The organism is Lysinibacillus fusiformis, assembly GCF_002845985.1.
GTDB lineage: Bacteria > Bacillota > Bacilli > Bacillales_A > Planococcaceae > Lysinibacillus > Lysinibacillus fusiformis_D.
Map to the genome: position 1 here is coordinate 1 of NZ_PDFK01000008.1, position 18,514 is coordinate 18,514.

The 18,514-nt window shown below is 36.9% G+C and carries 10 protein-coding genes and 1 riboswitch; of the genes, 5 read left to right on the forward strand and 5 right to left on the reverse strand.

Annotated elements, in window-relative coordinates; translation table 11 throughout:
• Positions 1–302: 302 nt before the first annotated feature.
• From CRI88_RS18975 to CRI88_RS18990, 4 genes are all read right to left on the reverse strand, one after another.
• Positions 303–2,243, reverse strand: coding sequence for an AraC family transcriptional regulator (locus tag CRI88_RS18975; RefSeq protein WP_180957824.1), 1,941 nt, complete (start codon positions 2,241–2,243; stop codon positions 303–305).
• A gap of 115 nt (positions 2,244–2,358) precedes the next feature.
• Positions 2,359–4,269, reverse strand: a complete 1,911-nt coding sequence (locus CRI88_RS18980; RefSeq protein ID WP_101966942.1) for an AraC family transcriptional regulator — start codon at positions 4,267–4,269, stop codon at positions 2,359–2,361.
• A gap of 125 nt (positions 4,270–4,394) precedes the next feature.
• Positions 4,395–8,651 carry an S-layer homology domain-containing protein gene (locus CRI88_RS18985; RefSeq protein ID WP_101966943.1) on the reverse strand — a complete coding sequence of 1,419 codons (4,257 nt, stop codon included), beginning with the start codon at positions 8,649–8,651 and terminating at the stop codon, positions 4,395–4,397.
• A 656-nt stretch (positions 8,652–9,307) separates the two neighbouring features.
• Positions 9,308–10,867 carry a sensor domain-containing diguanylate cyclase gene (locus CRI88_RS18990; RefSeq protein ID WP_036128290.1) on the reverse strand — a complete coding sequence of 520 codons (1,560 nt, stop codon included), beginning with the start codon at positions 10,865–10,867 and terminating at the stop codon, positions 9,308–9,310.
• A 482-nt stretch (positions 10,868–11,349) separates the two neighbouring features.
• On the opposite strand from CRI88_RS18990, the gene CRI88_RS18995 reads away from it, so the two are divergent.
• The 5 genes from CRI88_RS18995 (at position 11,350) to CRI88_RS19015 (ending at position 16,808) form a co-directional block, all read left to right on the forward strand.
• Positions 11,350–12,534: a CaiB/BaiF CoA transferase family protein gene (locus CRI88_RS18995; RefSeq protein ID WP_101966944.1), complete on the forward strand. Its 1,185-nt coding sequence runs from the start codon at positions 11,350–11,352 to the stop codon at positions 12,532–12,534.
• 254 nt (positions 12,535–12,788) lie between these two features.
• A riboswitch (SAM riboswitch) is annotated at positions 12,789–12,897 on the forward strand.
• 107 nt (positions 12,898–13,004) lie between these two features.
• Positions 13,005–14,030: a methionine ABC transporter ATP-binding protein gene (locus CRI88_RS19000; protein WP_058845260.1), complete on the forward strand. Its 1,026-nt coding sequence runs from the start codon at positions 13,005–13,007 to the stop codon at positions 14,028–14,030.
• Positions 14,020–14,682, forward strand: coding sequence for a methionine ABC transporter permease (locus tag CRI88_RS19005; protein WP_036124987.1), 663 nt, complete (start codon positions 14,020–14,022; stop codon positions 14,680–14,682). The genes CRI88_RS19000 and CRI88_RS19005 overlap by 11 nt, the downstream gene beginning before the upstream one ends.
• 47 nt (positions 14,683–14,729) lie before the next feature.
• Entirely contained in the window at positions 14,730–15,590 is an 861-nt protein-coding gene (locus tag CRI88_RS19010; protein WP_058845259.1) for a MetQ/NlpA family ABC transporter substrate-binding protein, read from the forward strand.
• A gap of 12 nt (positions 15,591–15,602) precedes the next feature.
• Positions 15,603–16,808: a M20 family metallopeptidase gene (locus CRI88_RS19015; RefSeq protein WP_036124984.1), complete on the forward strand. Its 1,206-nt coding sequence runs from the start codon at positions 15,603–15,605 to the stop codon at positions 16,806–16,808.
• An 82-nt stretch (positions 16,809–16,890) separates the two neighbouring features.
• On the opposite strand, the gene CRI88_RS19020 is transcribed toward CRI88_RS19015, so the two are convergent.
• Positions 16,891–18,384, reverse strand: a complete 1,494-nt coding sequence (locus CRI88_RS19020) for a hypothetical protein (RefSeq protein WP_254777879.1) — start codon at positions 18,382–18,384, stop codon at positions 16,891–16,893.
• Positions 18,385–18,514 lie beyond the last annotated feature (130 nt).

Genomic DNA, 18,514 nt, shown 5'->3' on the forward strand with positions numbered 1-18,514 from the left:
GGACGCCCCCTGGAAAGGACGCTGGCGGAACGGAAATCAACCCCTCGCCTTACCACATTGCTTATTATGCCGTTGACATTACCTTTTTTCAACAACAAGTCAAGCAAATATAGATAACTATAATTGCTTGACTTTTATAGTTTATCGTATTTAATTCTTTAGAAAAGCCAGCTATTTCTCTAACAGTTTTGATAGTCCTCTTTACTATCGATTTCCCCCGCCGGATGATGATTTGATAACGTCTGCCTTTATTTAGCAAACACAAAAAAGGCTAAGGATTTCCCCGAGCCTTTCTAGTTTACTTATTTTTTCAGTATATTTGGAAATTCCTCTAACAGCATGTTACTTGTTGTCATATCATCATAATTCCATTTATCCTCAATAAAGTGAACTTTATTGTTCTTCACGGCAGGTAAGGAGTTCCACAATGGCTCTTGTGTTAATTCATCAAATGCCTTTTGTGCCTCTTTATCTCCAGAAATTAATACAAATAATTGATCACCCACAAGTGTCTCATGCAGTGTTTCTTTAGTAATTTCAATATATGGCCCACTATTTGGCTGTAATGCCTGTACCTTTTCGTCCATAGTATATCCTTTGTCTTGATACAGCAAGCCTGCTACCCCGCCTGTTTTCATCACGAACATTTTTTTATTCCAAAAAAATTGGAATACGACAGCCGTTTCTCCTTCAGCCACCTTACCATTTGCGCGAAGCTGTTCCCACATTGCATCGGCATCTTCATTATATTTCCTCAGTAGCTGCTCTCCCTCTTCCTTTTTACCAACAATATCAGCAACGACTGGGAATCGATCCTTTAATGGCTGCATACCATCGAAAACAACGGTTGGTGCAATTTTAGAAGCTTCTTCAACCTCATTATCCATAATATATGACAGCATAATCAAATCGGGCTTTAACGTCAGTACCTTCTCTAAATTTGTTGGAAAGCCGATATCTGTTGAACTAATTTTCCCGTTATCTTCTAAAACACCGCTCTCGATGAAACGACGATCTACCCCAACAGGCTCTATACCTAATGCTATTAAATCACCAATTGCATTACCCTGAAGGACAATTCGTTCTGGATTTGTAGGAATGTCTACTTCTGTCCCTTGAAGGTCTTTGTAAACCCTTGTCTCAGTAGAGCTAGCTGACTGACTTTCTACTACAGTCTGATTTTGTCCAGTAGTTTCATTGTTTAGATTAACAGTACCTCCCGTACATGCTGATAATAGTAACGTAATACAAAGTAGTGCCATTGCTGTGAATGAAGCTCTTGAACCTCTATGCATATGTATAACTTCCTCTCGCTTATATTGATAATGATTATCACTATCAATATATCGCCATATTGGTCTCCAAACAATGGACGATTCAATGCTATTTTGAGGACGATGTATAGCATTTTTTCTTTCTTGTTTTCTAAAGCGTAATGGCGTAACACCCCTATGCTTTTTAAAAAGACGGCTCAAATAATAAGGGTCCTTATAGCCCACATTTTCGGCAATTTCCTTCAATGTGGCATCCGTTTCTACTAATAAATTTGCCGCTATATCAAGGCGAATCTGAATCAAATAGTCAATTACACTATAACCCGTTTTCTTTTTAAAAATGGACGCTAAATAAGGAACGCTATAATTCAAATTGGCTGCAATAGATTCTAGTGTCAAAGCCTGTGCATAATGCTCTTGTAAATATTTCATTACCTGTCCTACAAGGTCGGGCTTCATCATATCTATACCTTGGCTATGTAGTTGCTGTAGCAGATTATGAACAAATTGATAGAATAATGATTTCACATGAAAGCGATCTATTCCACCAGACTTCCTCCACTCCTGCTCCATCAATTTAACTTTGTGAAAAATAGCAATCGGGTAACTGGGTATATAGCTATATTGCAGTTGAAATGGATTACTTTTATCCATTAGGCGTAATACTTCCGGGCGCATAGGATTAGGCATGGTCGCTTTATAAAAAATCAAATAATACGCCAACTCATCCTCCGTTAGAAAAATATCTAAAATAGTCCCTTTGCTACCATGTATGACTTGAAACTGCTGAATAATATACTCGATTTGATTGAGCTGAACTTGCGCCCTTCCTCGAGAAACAAAAATAAAGCCATTAGCTGGCATTTTATAAGACTGTAATGTTTCTCCCATCCTCATAATCTGATGCCGAACATCTAGCACTTTGATAGCAGCATGATCCCACAGGTATATATGGTCATCAACATTCATAATGCACATAATTCCTCCTACCTATCTTTTTTACTACTATCATTATAATTGAAAATGATTCTCAAATGAAAGCCAAACTACATTGATGGTAGTTTGGCTTCCGAAAATATTCATGTTATTTATTTTTATCCATTTTGTTAAAGGCTTCTACTACAATATCAAGCTGCTTCTCTAATGAAACGGGATCATTAAAGTAGGAAGCATCACTATCTAATATAGTGACCTTGTTATTTTTCACCGCAGGTAGCTCATTCCATAAAATACTTTCCTTTAGAAATGCAAGTGCTGTATCTTCTACAAAAATAAAATCTCCTGCATAATCCAGCAAACGTTCAATGGAAAATGCAACTCCCCATTCTTTCGACTCAAGTGCTTCTTTTTGAACCAAGGCTGGCGCATTTAGCTGGAACTCCCCATAAATAATTTCTCCACCTCTAGAATAATGATCACCATATATGTAAACCTCTTTGTCAGTACCACCCATTAGAGAAACGGTCTGATCTCCAACAACCTCTTGGATAGTTGACTTGTTGTCGGCAATTTTTTCATCCCAATTATTTATCCATTGAGCGGCTTCTTTTTCTCTATTAAGCATCTTACCAAACTCTACTAATTGTTCACGGTAACTCATGGCGCCATACTTAATGCCAACAGTTGGCGCAATCTTTTCAAAGTTTTCAAAGCCTTCCATGCCATCAAAAGCAATAATTAAATCTGGTTTCAATTCCAAGATTTTTTCAATCGATTTGTTGTCACCAATACTTTCAATGCCATCTATTTTACCTTCAAAATAAGGATTACTTAACGCAAAATCAGACATACCAATAGGTTTAATGCCCAATGCCAATAAATAACCCGCATAACTGTCTGCTACAACTACAATACGTTTCGGATTTTTGGGAATCTCCACTTCTCTATTCGCCGCCTTATAAACGATGGTTGCTTGTGTTACTTCGGTAGTCTGTCCTTGTGTCTTGGACTGTGGGTTTGTGCCATTCGAACAAGCACCCAATAGTAGTGTTAGACAAAGCAATACTATCGCTGCAAAGTTTGTTTTATGTTTCTGAGACATTGGAATATTTTCTCCTTTTTTATATTGATAATGATTATCATTAACAATATATCGTTGAAACATTTCCCCTTCAATAGAGGATTCCATGATGATTTGTGGAGTATCTTCTAGTATGCCTTGTTCCATTACTCGTTTTCTATATTTCCCTGGTGATATTCCTAGATGTCTTTTAAAAATACGATTAAAATAATGAACATCTGTATAGCCAACACTTGTCGCAATATCCTTTAAAGACACGTTTGTTGATTTTAATAGAGCTACAGCCTTTTTCATTCTTGTATGCATGACATATTCGATAAAGCTATAGTTGGTCTCTCTTTTAAATACTGCCGATATATGTGATACACTGTAATTTAAATGCTCTGCAAGAGACTCTAGCTTTATCGAATCTGCATAATGCTCATCCACATACCTCTTTATTTGACTTACTAAATCTGTTTCTTTTACATAGCTCTCTTGGCTACATAACTCTTGATATATACTTAATATAATTTGATAGAATAATGTTTTAACTTGCAAACGTTCCAGCCACCGTGATTGTTGCCAGCTTTCGTACATAAGCTGCACTTTTTCATAAATAGTTACCGGATATTTCGGTACCAAGCTAAACTGGATTTGAAATGCATTTCTTTTCTCAAACAGCTGAAGAATCCTTTGACCAACAGGATAAGGAACAGAACCTTTATAAAAAATAAGGTAGCACTCTAGTTCATTAGTTATTTGATTAATTTCTAAAGCTGCCCCTTTACCGCTATGTATCATTTGAAACTGAATCACGTGATAATTAGTTTGATCCAAATGCACTTGCGCTGTTCCACGCGTGATTACTATAAGTACACTTGTTGGCAATTTATAAGGCTGTAATGTATCCCCTATCCTCATTACTCTATGACGAACGTCTAATACCTTGATAGAAGCGTAATTCCAGAGTAGTAGATGTTCTTCTATATTCATGTCGACTTTCACCCTCCTCCACTATGTATTATAAATGATATTGATTATCATCCACTTTTAAAATAACGTGTTTAAGTAAATAAAAAACACTAGCTATTAGAATTGATAGCTAGTGTTTTTATATTCTATTGAGTTCTAGGTTGGATTAAGACATAGTTTGGAGCTGTTGGAGATGTAGATTCCTTCGCATAAACTATATTTCCGTATTTATCCTTCGTAAATAAATATATTTTTTGATCCTTTTGGAATATGTTTGTAGAATTTGGATCAGTGCTTGTTTGAATAGCCGTAAATGTTTTTTCAGAACTTGCATCTGAAGGTTTTGTTATTTGTCCCTTACCATAAGATATTATTCCTCCGCCAGGAATGTCTGTGTAATTATTGCTATCAGCTCTTTCGATAATATCTTTAATATTAGCTATTGTTAAGTCACCCTGGTTTTTTGAAAGAACTGCATAATAGTAATGCTGATTCCATGTTATATCTGCATCTAAGTTAGCAATAACTCGAACCTGCTTAGAAATATTTAAGTCACCTGGGTACTGTATATCAGGTACTAACGTTGCTGAAGTAATTGTATTCACTTTTGTTGGATATTTGTATTCTGCTTTTAATTTACTGAATGCCCATCCGCCTTTATCCTTCGCGGTAGCATTGATTGTCATATCAAAGCTTTGTGTAACTTCATTTGCAAATGTTAGTATCATTTTACGTGGCTTCCATTCATCAATTTCATCTACCTTATCCTGCCACTTCCATGAAGCATAAGTAGGAGTAATTGCAGTGCCTGTTTCAGGATTCACTAATTGGAAATCTGAATCTTTTAATTCAATAGCCTCAGAAAAAGTCACTTCTAATGTTTTTCCATCAAGCTGTTTAACGATCGGATCCTCTACCTTTGGTGGTGTACCATCTGAGAAGAATTTATATGCCATTACACCTTTGTCAGTTTCGCCTGGTGTCAAAGTAATTGTTTTATTTTGCTGTTCATCAAAAGTATATACTTTTGACTCTGTACCTACTTGAAGCATTGTTGCATTTTTATATCTATCTTTTACCGCAACATAAAGCTCATAATTTTGATGGGGTTCTAAAGAGGTAAAATTAATTTCATTAGTACCCTTTCGCATATTGCTAGCTCTTCCTCTTTCAATAACCTCCTCAGCACTTGAAGGTACTGGAACTGTTGCATCGCCAGCTTTTCTAAGAATATAGTGATACGTACCATCTTCATCTGACATAAATTTGAAGGTAGCATTCTTATCTCCTTGAGCTATCTTTATCGATGTATTTTCAATTTTCGGTGGTGTTTGGTCATCGATTACATGTCTAGTCTCAATATCTGAAACATTTCCTGAACGATCGCGCAATACCATATAGATAGAGTAGCTCTTAAACGGATTTAAATTTGCTGTTGGTAATGGGATTACTACCTTTTGTTTTCCTAGTTGAGCAGGTTTATTACCTCCGCTCCCAACAATATCGATTTCTTCTGTTCCAACCTTAAATTTTGTTTCATTTAATTGGACAGCTTCAATTAAACGTAAGCGGTCATCACGTGTAAGAGTTATATCTGACTCCATAATTAGATAATGATACGTTCCTGCTTTTGAAGCATTAAACTCAAGAAGTGTTTGGTCCTTTGTATTATTAATTACTGGTTCTCCTATAATTGTGAGGACTGGTAATTCAATATCGTTATGAATGTATTCGGCTGTGTTTCGCGGAACAGTATTATTTGGAATGTTATTGATATTTTCAAATTCGATATCAGCCAAATCTTTAACATTCGGTGATATTGTAACAACTAGATTATCCCCGTTTACAAAGCCTGTTAGTGATGGAATGGTGAAAATTAATCTTTTCTGAGCTTTATTATAGACAACCTTTGTAGGATGTATCGGTTGCTGTGCACCTTGATTGACTATCCCTGTACCTGAAAGATCATAGTTCTCTATTTTTTCAGCAGAAATAGGATCTAAATCCTCACTCACGGTTAGATAAAATTCATTTTTAATCTCATCTAGTAATACAAGTTGTCCACCTACAACATATGGTGGGATATTATCAAGCTCACCAGTTTTAAACTCTTTAACCGCCTCTTTAGGTATAGGATCTACCGAGAAGTTGCCTGAATCATCCTTCATGACAACATAAAGTTGATATTCGGTTTCAGCATCTAATTCTGTTAAAATTCCTGTTATTCCAAGTTCTCCAGCTTTTGCCTTCCCTTTACCTGTTGGGTTTGCGACGATATCTGCCGTTGTTGGGTCAGCTGCTGTTGTTTTCTTACGTACATAATAGTAATAATCTCCAGGTTCACTTGCTGCAAACTTGAATTCAGCACGTGTTCCTCCATGTAAAGGCGTAACTTGTAGAGATTTAACTACTGGTGGAGTTGCATCTTTCATTTGGAATGCTTGAGAGACAATATCAGATGCATTTTTCGAGCCGTCTACAACCATGATGTAGATGACATATTCTTTTTTCTCACCTAGATTTGAAACTTTTATTGAGTTTGTGCCTTTGATTGCCGCACTACTTCCGTATGCAACGTTTTCAATTGAAAGATGGTTTACCATTTCACGTTTATTAGGTGCCTCTGCTCCCTTTTCACGCACAATATAGTAGTACGTACCTACCTCATCAGATGTGAAATCTGCTTGAATCTCACTGCCATTGAGCACTTTGACATTTGTAATACTTACAATAGGCTTTGTTTTATCATCTGGATTCTGATTCTCGTTTTCGTCTTTATCGATTGGTTTGCCATCTGGATCTGTGATATTTCCGATATTGTCTTTATCATCTAGGAAATCATCAAAGATATTATTTGGAGATTCATCTTTAGGTAAAATGACTTTGTCGATATACGTATAGTCCCCAATGTCAACCTTGCCGTATGAATTATCAACATATAGAGTACCGATACGGCCATCTATATACAGCTCTAAATCTGTATAACTGTTGTAGTTTATCCAATCAATATTGCCATCTCCATAGATCGTTAACTTTGTTTCGGTATCCAGATTTAATGTTCCAATATAGCCTTGAATTTCAAATTCGCGAACACTTCCGATGATGTCTACACGTGGTAGTTTCATATTGGATTCGATTTTTGTCCCTGTTTGTGATACTACTAGTCTCGAAACAGTGCTGTTATAAAATTCAAGATGCTTTTCAACATTTTTCATTTCTTGTTTTTCTTTTGACCAGTTGACAAATGGCTTATCTTTATCAGGATTTTGGTTCGTCCAATTTTGAAGATCGTTTGTTGAATTGTTATTAGATGGACCATCGCCTTTAGTATTATCTGGATTCGACCAGTTGATAAAAGAAATATTATTGCTCGCCACACGCCCAATGGATAATGGTTGATTGTTAGTAGCACCTAAATGCAATGGTGGTCGAACTGTTTCATTGACGAACATAGTACCTGTCATCTTCAGATTCGAAAATTCAATATAGTTGCCATTAACTACAATGGTTGCACCTAATGAACCATAATCACCATCAAAATCAAGGAATTTTGAGCTTGTTCCGCTTGCATTTAATGTTAGTTTAGAGATGGATCGAACCTTCTTACCAGAAAGATCACCCTCAATATAAGCACCCTTTAAGACAGGTGCATTATCGTCATTAAAAATATGTGAAAGGCTTTCTGGAACTGCATAGGCTTCACCATTTATATAAACGGCATCATCATCTACATCTATAATTTTGAAAGATGTTTCATTGTTCTTTTTCTCTTGTGAACGAACCACAAAAGAAGCAAACTGTCCACGATTTACAGCATCAAACGGAGAGAATGTCACAGGTGTTGTGCCTTCAGTAATATTTAAATCGATAAGTGTTTGAATATAGATAGCATTGCTTGATTGGCTATCTACATCTTTAAAAATATTGTTGTAACTAGGAGATACCTCCAAATGGAATGCTAATACTAATATTTTTGCTAATTCGCCACGAGTCATCACTTCGTTTGGCATAAATGTGCCATTAGAATACCCAGACATAATGCCCGCGTTTTGCAATGCTGCGACAAATTTATAAAATTCGCTACCCTTCGGTACATCCTTATAATAAGGATTTTGGACATTTCTCGTATCCAATTTTAATGCCGTTGCAATCATTTTTGCTGCTTGTCCACGTGTTACATTGACATCCGGACGGAAGGTTTTATCGGCAAACCCGTTAATCACACCCTGAGAATATAATTTTAATATATCGTTATAATGAACTGAGTATTGGTCGATGTCTGTAAAGGGAGAAGTAGCCGCTGCCGCTTTTTGTGGTGGAGGTACTACAACAGCAATCCCACTTGTAGCAAATACTGTTGCTATCAAGGCTTTATTTACTTTTTGGATTTTAGATTTATCCATCCCACTCTTCCTTTCGCTTATGTATTTTGATACGTACAAATATCATTTCCTCATACTCTTTATATCGGCTCGTAGCTAACGAACCTTCATAGATAAATCTAAATTAGTCAGGTAAATTTCTTGATTAATCAAATGACCTTTCTATTTCTGAAATGGTGATTAATTTTTCAGTTTGCTAACTGAGTGATTCGCCATTTTGACTCACCTTTCTATTTCTTTTGGAATGATAGCCCTTCTTAATGAGCATCTTTTCCCACTTTTAGAACGGGCTCTACACTTTGACGAGCTCTTCCATGTGATATCACCACTTCTCTCCTCTTCAAACCATTGTGGCCACGTTTTACCCTCACTAATAACAAAATAAATTCCCTTCATCCACACAACAAAAAAGCCAAGGAGCATCGGTGCTCGCTTGGCTTTTCACGATATATAGGCATACATCTAGTCGTCCTTGGGGTGTCATAAGGGAAAGGGGGATAACCTTACGTCTTGTCAAGTCGATCAAGAGATGTGACCCGAGTTACATATCATTTGAACATGGTTTAGGAAGTCATATGGCGGATGACTTACAAGTAGCTTGCCCAAATGATGTTTGCATTAATCAATTACCCCGAAATTCAAAATTGTAAGCCCCTTTGTTTCATTTTTTACTGCATTTATATTTCCGCAACCTTTACTTGATTGCGTCCCTCTTGTTTCGCAAGGTATAGTGCATCGTCAGCTGCTTTAATTAGTTCCTCTGTTGAATCTGCCATTGCTGGATAGGCAGCTATTCCTGCAGATAATGTTATGGGTCTGCCACATGGACTTTCTGTTGTTGCCAAAATTTCTCGTAGTTGTTCAGCCACTTGTGCTGCCTCTTCTGCTGCCGTATTTGGTAGCAGTATGACAAATTCCTCGCCACCATATCGACAGCATACATCTCCTTCACGAGCCACAGCTTCCATATGACTGGCTAAAAATTGCAAAACTTTATCGCCTACTGCATGACCATATGTGTCGTTCACACTTTTAAAGTGATCTAAATCTAGTAAAATAATTGCATGTGGTACATTGTTCGTTAACCATTCGGCAAGCATCGAATCCATTGTACGTCGATTCGTAACTCCCGTCAGTGGATCAACAGTAGATTGATCCTTGAAAAACGAGACCTGTCCATGTAAAAATGATAAACTCCGAACCAAGGCATTCTTCAAAGAATAAGCTTCAAAGTACCATCCACTTACAGATTTTAAACCTTCTACATTTTTCTTATCTAAACTTTCCTCCGTTAAATTTGCTAGTTGCTGCAAAGGGTTGGCAATGCGTGCTGCCGCCCAAAGTACAATGATAATAGATAGAATCATAAGGGGTACAGATTTAATAATGACTTCCTGCACACGATCAAAGGAAGGGGCTAGTGCTACGTCTAAAGGTTTCTGGGCGACAACGCCCCATCCTGTTGATGGGACTGTACTATAGCCAGCAAGCATTTTCACTCTTTCTGTGTTCTCAACAAGTTGAGCACCACTCTTTCCTGATATCACCGATTGAACGACTTTATTTTTCGTTACCACATCATTAATCCGACTTGGGTCTTGATGATAGATAACACGCCCATCTGAATCAACTACATATACGTAAGAGCCGTCCTTACTATAATGCTCTCCCAGTAAAGTTTTAAAGGCATTTGGTTCCTTTAAATAAATAGTCCCTGCTATCATTCCTAAATACTCATTGGAGTCGGAAAAAATAGGATGAGAAATAAAAATGATGAGACGTCCTGTCATCGCCTCATATGGTTTAGAGATAAGTGGTGTCCTTTTGGATAACGCCTCTTTAGCACCGATTGATGTTAAAATTTCTCCCTTTATTTCAATAGATGGTGGAGAGACGGATAAAACCAATCCTTCTGCATTTGTTATTACTACAGAATTAAACATTTGATTTTGCAATCTCAAACGTTCTGTTTCCTGATTCAATGCTTGCGCATCGTCCATCTTTGCTTGTATCTGAGTTGCACTATAACCTAATATTTGGAAAGATTCATGTAGATAAGAATCCGCAGTAGATGCCAATTTTTGAGCATAAACCCTATTCGTTTCTAGTGTATTTTCCTTTATCGAGTCAATATTCATTCTGTATCCGCCCCAAACACTACCAAGGCTCGTGAAAAAGAATGCTGCCATCGCAACTCCCATAATTAAATGCTTTAGTTTTAATTGATGTGATTTCATTTCTTCTCTCCTATTTACGTTAATTTTATATGTATTTTTTGAGAGATACTTTATTAATAAATGGGGTAATAGTATCATTTCCAAATTGCGTAAGAAGAATCCAATACACCACTAGGATTGTATCAATAAAAAGGGTCGTATCATATAGCTAGCTAGTAAACAAAATTCTACAATTTATTTTTTTAAATTAAATATTCTAACAACTGACAACTATTGTCTGAAATTTGATAAAAAATCTAAATTCTAAATTTTTTTACTTTTATTGTTATTCTGACATATGAAAGTTGAAATGTTTATTTTATAATGAAAAATAGCATAGGCAAGTTAAGGTCTATTCTGTTATAATACTCTTTAAAATAAAATAAACTGTATTAATACAGAATCGAACGTTACGCTTTTCACACAATGGGGATTATGAGAAAAGCGCTACGCTTCCATCAATGGGATGGTCGTGTAGCCTACACAAAAAGGGGTTGGAAGATTTGGGCATTTTACAAGGGTTAAAAATTCTCGATTTTTCTGCATTACTACCAGGGCCAATGGCGACAATGATTTTTGCTGATTTAGGAGCAGATGTCATCCATGTTGAATCTTCAAAGCGCGTTGATTTAACACGAATTATGCCTCCCTATGATGAAGATCATGAGGCTTACATTCATCAACATTTAAATCGATCTAAAAAATCAATTACATTAAATCTTAAATCACCAGAGGCTATAGACATTGTAAAATCACTGGTGCAAGAGTATGACGTTATTATCGAAGGTTTTCGGCCTGGTGTCATGCAACGCCTTGGCATTGGCTATGAAGCTCTAAAGGAAATAAATCCAAAGGTTATCTATTGTGCGATTACTGGTTACGGACAAACTGGACCTTATAGCAATCGACCTGGACACGATAATAACTATTTATCTTTAGCAGGCTTACTCGATTATTCACGCCATAAGGATAAAAAGCCTGTCTCCATGGGGGTTCAACTAGCTGATATAGCTGGAGGGACAATGCATGCCGCAATTGGGGTACTGGCTGCTGCCCTTCATCGTGAAAAAACAGGCGAAGGACAATTCATAGATATTAGTATGACAGATGCTGTCTTTTCGCTGAATGCTATGTATGGTGCTGCGTTTATTGGGGGTGGTCGTGTACCACAGCCAGAGCAAGAAATTTTAAACGGAGGCAGTTACTATGATTTTTACAAAACAAAAGATGGACGCTTCTTCTCTGTCGGTAGCTTAGAACCTCAATTTCGTAAACTGCTCTGTGAAGCACTCGACATTCCTGAGTTGATTGATAATACCTTTAATGATTCTTACTATACGCAAATACGCTTTAAAGAGGCTGTTCATGATGCCTTTCTATCAAAGACATATGAGGAATGGCTTGAGGTATTTAACGAGGATTTTGAAGGTTGTGTAGAGCCTGTACTCACTTTTCCAGAAGCATGTGAGCATCCACAGTTGAAGGCTCGCGGCATGATCGTCGATATTCCAAAAAGCGATGGCACCATGCAACAGCAAATTGCTTCTGCCTTTAAATTTGATGGCACTGAGCCTGAGTACAAGTATGTCGGTGCCAAGCTTGGAGAGCATAATGAAGAAGTATTAACTGCACTTGGCTATAATGATGAACAAATTGCTAGTTTACGAGAAAAGGGCGTTTTAGAATAACGGAAAGGTTCAATTTGGAAGTAGGCAATTTTCAAATTGAACCTTTTTATGGCTGCCTGCTCATTGACATCCTCAGTAACATAAGCATAAATTATTTCACTAGAAAAAACGCGGCTACCAATGTACTCCTGCTGTTATAACAGTAAATGGATTTATTTTTCTAATAAAACTTTTTAAAAGAAATGTTGACATATAATTCATCAAGCATTATAGTATTGTTTAAATCTTAACAGACAATTAAATACGATAATTTCTTCTTATCCAGAGAGACTGAGGGACAGGCCCAATGAAGTCTCGGCAGCGGGTTATTAACATAATACCGTGCCAATTCCTGCAAATGTACTTACATTTGAAAGATGAGAAGGAAGTAGTTTCTTCAATAGTGGGGACCTTCCTTTTTTCTTAATCGATAAGAACAAAAGGAAGGTCCTTTTTGTTCTTTATTTTTAAATAGGGAGTTGAGCAAGTAAATGATTGAATTTCAGAATGTAGCGAAAACCTTTAAATTTGGTGATCGTGAAGTGAATGCAGTGAAAGATGTATCTCTTTCAATTCAGCAGGGAGAGATTTTTGGAATTATTGGATTTAGTGGTGCAGGAAAGAGCACATTATTGCGACTTGTGAATCTATTAGAAAGTCCAACCCATGGCACTGTTCAAGTACAAGGTGTTGATATTAATTCGCTCACACCAAAAGAGGTAAGAAAGCTGAGAAGAAGAATCGGCATGATTTTTCAAAATTTCAACTTATTCTCCTCAAGAACGGTAGCTGGAAATGTAGCCTATCCACTTAAGCTGGCGGGAGTGCCTAAAAAAGAAATTAATGAAAGAGTTGCAGAACTTCTTAGTTTTGTTGGTCTTACAGAAAAAGCGAACGATTACCCTGAGCAATTATCTGGAGGCCAAAAACAGCGGGTTGGCATTGCGAGGGCGCTTGCTACCTCCCCTGATATATTAATTTGTGATGAAGCAACCTCAGCGCTTGATCCAGATACAACTGGGGAAATTCTCCGCCTTCTCAAAAAAGTAAACAAGGATTTAGGAATCACTATTTTGCTAATCACACATGAGATGAATGTCATCCAACAAATATGTGACAGAGTAGCAGTCATGGAAAATGGAGCAGTAATTGAATCTAATTCAGTTTTTGATATTTTTACAAATCCACAGCATTTAACGACTCAACGGTTTATTCAATCGGTTCAGCAAGATCGACCATCTGCATCTCTATTAGAGGAATGGAGAAAAAAAGGCGGCAAAAATTTATACCGTGTTATTTTTAAAGGTGATATTGCTAGCGATCCTATCCTTTCTCGCGTAACAAGAAAATTTGATGTGGACGTTAATATCGTCTATGGCTCTGTCCGAGAAATTCAGGAGAAGTTCTATGGGAACTTGCTCGTCTCATTTGAGGGACATAGCGATAAAATACCTAGTGTTCTTACTGAATTACAAGACATTGTAACTGTTGAGGAGGTAAAATTCAATGAAGGTTGATTGGACGACTTTTTGGCCCCGTATTTTTGAATCTACGGGTGAAACGATTTTAATGGTTATTATAACCCTTATCTTCGGTTCTATTCTTGGTATAACAATAGGTTTACTACTATATGTGACACGAAAAGGAAATATTTTAGAGAACAAATTCGTGTTTCAATTGTTAAATTTTTTAATTAATATTATTCGCCCAGTTCCATTTATTATTTTTCTAGTGGCCATTAGCCCATTAACAAGAATGGTTGTTGGAACAACGATTGGTACGTGGGCAGCAATCTTTCCAATGACGATTGCCTCATCATTTGGTATTGCGAGAGTAGTAGAGAATAACTTAGTTAGCATTGACCCTGGGGTAATTGAAGCCGCAAAGGCAATGGGAGCAAGTCCTCTACAAATTATTTTTACTGTATTAATTCCAGAGGCACTTGGACCGTTAATTTTAGGCTTAACGTTTGTGACAGTCGGTTTAATAGATTTCTCTGCAATGGCTGGTACAGTTGGCGGAGGCGGTTTAGGTCATATTGCAATGACATATGGTTATCAACGCTTTGATGGAAGTGTCATGCTTGTGACCGTTATTATTCTTATTATTCTTGTACAAATTGCGCAGTGGATTGGGAATAAGCTATCAAGAAAAATTATGCGACGGTAAGAAGGACATTTTTCATTTGAATAAAACAACGAAAGAGGAGATTAATAATGAAAAAGTGGTTTAGTATTTTATTAGTTTTAACAGCCGTATTAGCATTGGCTGCCTGTGGGTCTGATTCAGCTACAGATAATGCTAAAAAAGAAGAAAAAGTAAAGATTGGTGTAACTGGAACAGATGGTGAAGTATGGCCGATTTTAAAAGAGAAAGCTAAAAAGGAAGGGATTGAAATTGAGCTTGTTGAGTTCTCTGACTATACATTGCCGAATCAGGCATTAGCAAATAAAGAAATTGATATTAATTCCTTTCAGCATATCGCGTTTCTAACACAATTTACTAAAGAAAATAATGTCGATTTAGTTCCAATTGGTGCTACTGTTATTGCTCCAATGGGAATATATTCAGAGAAAGTGAAGGATGTTAACGAAATTAAAAAAGGTGACAAAATTGCTATCCCTGATGACCCTTCCAACCAGGCTCGTGCATTAAGATTATTAGAATCAGCTGGCTTAATTAAATTGGCAGATGATTTTGGTCTCTTCGGTGACCCAAGTAAAATCGTCGACAACCCGAAAGATTTAGACATTTTACCGATTGTAGCTCAACAAACACCACGTGTATTACCAGATGTAGTTGCATCCGTTATTAATAATGGAGTTGCTGGACAAGCTGGGTTTGATCCCGTAAAGGACCCCATTTATCTTGAAGATGCCAACGATCCAAACGCCTTACCTTATGTGAACATTTTTGCTGCACGAGCAGATGATCAAGATAATAAAACATATCAGAGAATTGTCGAGCTGTATCATGAGGAAGACGTAATGAAGGCAGTCGAGGCAGAAACAAATGGAGGATCTATTGTTGTTGATTTATCAAAAGATGAGTTAATAAAACAAAGCAAAGGACTATAGGGGGAGATAAATATGAGCAAAACTTTATCGGGAATTGAACTAATCCAGGAATCCATTGAAACAAATCAAGCATTGTATATTGAAACTAGCCAGGCAATCCATGCCAATCCAGAAATAGGGAATCAGGAGTTTTTCGCAAGTCAAAAGCATGTAGAAATCTTGACGAATGCAGGATTTAAAGTAGACACAGCCGTTGCTGGACATGAAACCTCCTTTTATGCAGTGAAAGACAGTGGAAAACCTGGTTCAACAATTGCCTTTCTTGCTGAATATGACGCTCTTCCAGGTTTAGGGCATGCCTGTGGTCATAATATTATCGGAACAACGAGTGTCGCAGCCGGAATTGCTCTTTCTAAAACATTAGATGAAACCGGTGGAAGTGTCGTCGTCTTAGGAACACCTGCTGAAGAGGGTGGTCCAAACGGCAGTGCAAAGGGAAGCTTTGTAGCACATGGCTATTTAAAGGAAGTAGATGTCGCTTTAATGATTCATCCAGCAGGAAAAACATCTCTAACAAGCGAAACACTTGCCGTTGATCCACTTGATTTTCATTTTTACGGGAAAGCCGCACATGCATCAGGGGCTCCTGAGGAAGGAATTAATGCATTAGATGCAGTGATCCAGCTTTTTGTTGGGATTAATGCTCTACGCCAGCAGCTTCCTACAGATGTTCGAATTCATGGAATTATTACACATGGTGGGGATGCACCAAACATTATTCCTGAATATGCAGCAGCAAGATTCTTCATTCGTGCGGATTCATGGAAAAAAACAGAGGAGGTATCAGTAAAGGTACGTGCAATTGCTGAAGGTGCTGCACTAGCAACCGGGGCAACGGTAAAAATTGAACGATTCCAAAATGAAGTAAAGGATTTTGTGCTAAATCCTGTACTAGATAATATTTTACAAGAGGAGTTAGAGGCTTTAGGAGAAAAGGTTTGGACAATTCGAGGACAAGGCAAAGGTTCAACAGATGCTGGGAATATTAGCTACGAGGTTCCAACAGCACATCCATATATAAAAATTGGCCCAGACGATCTAATTGGGCATACAAATGAATTTAGAGAAGCTGCTAAATCCCCTGAAGGTGATGCAGCTTTAATAAAAGGAGCAAAAGCACTTGCTTCAGCTGGCTATCGCTTATTAAAAGATAGTGATCTTTTAAGTGAAATAAAAGCTTCTTTTGAGACAGCGAAGGCACAGAAAGAAAACTTCTAAAACTCATTCTAACATTATTTGCATATGGAACAGGGCTGTACCAGAAAGTTGCCGAAGATCAACTTTTTGGACAGCCCTACTTTTATACATATGCACTTATAAATACTCGTAGCTTTTCAAAATGATCGTCAATCAATAAATACTTTTTGTAGATTTCCATTAATTTCTCAAAAAGCTCATAGTGCTCTGTTACAAATAAAATCTTTAAAATATTTAATAGATGGAGAGAGGCACTTTGAGCTACAAAATAATAAGGAGCCTCTGATTGGCGATAATGTTGACGCCATTCTTCCACAGATAACCCAATATGCTGTAATGAATTATTAACGTGTAATGCAATATCCTGCTGAACATATGCCTCAATTGCAATCAATTGTTCATTGCTACAACTCCCCTCCACTAATGCTGCATGTATTTTTTTATTGGATGCTAGTACATGCTCTTTTAAAAGGACTAACCCCTCTTGATAACGTCCCATTCTTACGTAATGATCCAGCAATATAGCATACAAATTCTCTAAAAAATTTAGTTCATAGTTTTTAATAATTGCAGGAGGAGTCGGCTTACGATTTGGTAGTAACTCTTTATATTCAAGCATTATCTCGATTGCATAATTATTAAGTCGCTCATCCTCTAATAAATATTCCCCATATTGAATAACTAATTCATTATCCTTCTCCTGATGTGCTATATGAAATAGTAGATAGGCTATTAACACTTTTTCCTTCTCCGTTAATGCATACATTGAATAGCGCCAATCCGCCTCAAAGGACGTAATAAGTGCCTTCACACAGTTATTATCTCCCTCAGCCAATCGGTAGTGTACAACAATTTGATAAAGACGTAACTGTTTTTTTGCCAAACAGCTAGCATTGTGCTTATCCACATGAGTTATACACTTATCCAGTATCGTTTTATAGTTATTCACAAAGTTATCCACATGTTCACAATTTTCTTTCATAGATTGCTCAAAATGTCCCATTATTTCATAAAGAAATGTGAATTGCTCTAAGGGTCTGTGGATAAGCAGTGAATAAACCTTTTTTGTAAAAAGCCAATGCCAAAAAGATGCATGCTCTTTATACATCATATGCACTAAATATTCATCTTGAAATTTATATAAAATAATTGTTTGTAGTTCATTAACTGGCATTGCTATTTGCATTCGTTTCCCAAAAACTAGCCAAATTAGTCGTTCTAAGTCTATTGTGTGTTGCGCAAAGAGTTGCTCAAAAAAAGTTTCTTTTCCTTTTTGTGTATAAAAAAAAGCATTGAGCCGTTCATTCACAAATTTTGCATCTAAGCCATATTTGTCAAAATACATTTGCATTTCTGTTGATACACGACCCCAATATTTACGAGCTGTGGAAAAGGCAATATTCTTAGCCGTTTCTTCATTTACTAAAAATAGCTTTGGTGAAAGCGAAGTACCAAGTATTTTTGGATCTTCCTGCAGATTTGACTCTGCCTCCAGCCATGTTGCTAGTAAATTTTCAGCACCCTTTTCACTTTTTTGTTTATAAGCCATGAATAATTGCTCATCACAGTCCAACAGCATAAAATTGGAGCCTCCCATCAAATTCGGCCAACAAAGATCTTCCCCTATCATTCAAATACATGTTTTTAACACTCTTTCTTCAATATAACAAATCTTAAGTAAAATATGCTAAAAAATTAGTGATATGCCTAGCTAAAATGTTCTCAAA